The organism is Photobacterium lucens (assembly GCF_009873615.1).
In the GTDB taxonomy this organism is placed as follows: domain Bacteria; phylum Pseudomonadota; class Gammaproteobacteria; order Enterobacterales; family Vibrionaceae; genus Photobacterium; species Photobacterium lucens.
Genome location: NZ_SSMG01000467.1, coordinates 1 through 1,428, shown reverse-complemented (window position 1 = coordinate 1,428; position 1,428 = coordinate 1). Strand labels below are relative to the sequence as shown.

The 1,428-nt window shown below is 40.7% G+C and carries 1 protein-coding gene and 1 pseudogene; both read right to left on the bottom strand.

Going from position 1 to position 1,428, the window contains the following annotated elements:
• Window positions 1-31: 31 nt before the first annotated feature.
• Window positions 32-877 (bottom strand): annotated as a pseudogene (locus tag E5A76_RS19120) (IS3 family transposase); the annotation flags it as partial.
• Complete coding sequence (locus tag E5A76_RS19115; RefSeq protein WP_161119888.1) at window positions 871-1,383, bottom strand: helix-turn-helix domain-containing protein; 513 nt, start codon at window positions 1,381-1,383, stop codon at window positions 871-873. The gene E5A76_RS19115 and the pseudogene E5A76_RS19120, both read right to left, overlap by 7 nt.
• Window positions 1,384-1,428 lie beyond the last annotated feature (45 nt).

Genomic DNA, 1,428 nt, shown 5'->3' with positions numbered 1-1,428 from the left:
TGATGTGACCCCATAAAGTTGGACATTTCGGTTAAGCGGCTTGTAAGGCCTGATTTCGATATTCAATCGGAGTCAGGCCTTTTAATTTGACCTTGATCCGTTTGGTGTTGTAGTACTCGATATACTCTTTTATTTGCTCGATAAGCGCATCAGCATCTTTGAAGTATTTGCCATGGTACATTTCTGTCTTGAGCAGAGCAAAGAAGTTTTCAGCTACCGCATTATCTAAACAATTTCCCTTCCTTGACATACTTTGTGTTAACCCATTTTTAGCGACCATTTGCTGATATGACCGATGGCGATATTGCCACCCTTGGTCACTATGTATGATAGGTTTTTCACCTGCCTTTAGTTTTGAAAGAGCAGATGTCAGCATATCGGTAACAAGTGGTAAACGTGCATTTTTAGTCACGTTATAAGCGACAACTTCCTGAGTAAATAAATCAACCACTGGCGATAAATACACTTTTTGCTCTTTCACTTTAAATTCAGTGACATCTGTTACCCATTTTTCATCAGGCCGAGTCGCAGTGAAGTCCCTGTTAAGTATATTTGGTGCTGTTTTACCAATATCACCTTTATAAGAACGGTATCTTTTGGGTCTTACGGTCGATTTTAGGTTGAGTTGACCCATAAGACGTTGCACCGTCTTATGGTTTATCATAATTCCTTGATTTCGAAGCTCTAAATGAATACGACGATAGCCATATCGTCCTTTATGCTGATGGAAAATAGACGTTATCAGCGCTCGTTCGTCAGCATAACTATCAGTACGTTTACTCGCCTTAGTTTGGTAATAAAATGCACTTCTTGGTAGCTTTAGTACCTGTAGCAAATATTTTAGAGCGTGGGTATTTCTTAGAGTTAGCGCTATTGCCGCTTTTTCTTTATTTGGCGGCGTTTCTTTTCCTGCGCTAACTCTTCCAACTTTTTTAAGACGGCATTCTCAGCTCTTAAGTAAGCTAATGCTTCTTTCAGCTCCTCACGTGTCATCTCGTCATCTGATTTTTTAATACGGTGAGGTTGCTGCTTCATAGATGGCCTGCCTAATCGTTGAGGTTCGAGCCCTTGGATACCATGGTCTCTATATCTTTTGAGCCAGGTGAAAAGTATGCCAGGGGAAGAAAGATTCAATACAGCACTAGTGTGCGTTAAAGACCAGCTGTTCGTCCACATTAAATGAAGCGCTTTTAGCTTATCTTTTGCTGTAGTGTATTGAGCAGTAAAAGCAAAAGAGCGATTGCCATGAATGGCAACTACTTGAGTCCAATAACGTATTTGACGTGATGAAATGGAATGGTGTTTAGCGAGTGATATAGATGAGGTTCCCGCCAAGCATTGCTTGGCTAAGGTGCATTTTAACTCTCGACTATATTTGGACATAAAAGACCCCCAATAATTGGTGTCCAACTATTGGGGGTCACTTCA

Bases quoted from the DNA above. Each gene is read 5' to 3' on its own strand.
- E5A76_RS19115 (WP_161119888.1), bottom strand. From the start codon at position 1,383: ATGTCCAAATATAGTCGAGAGTTAAAATGCACCTTAGCCAAGCAATGC.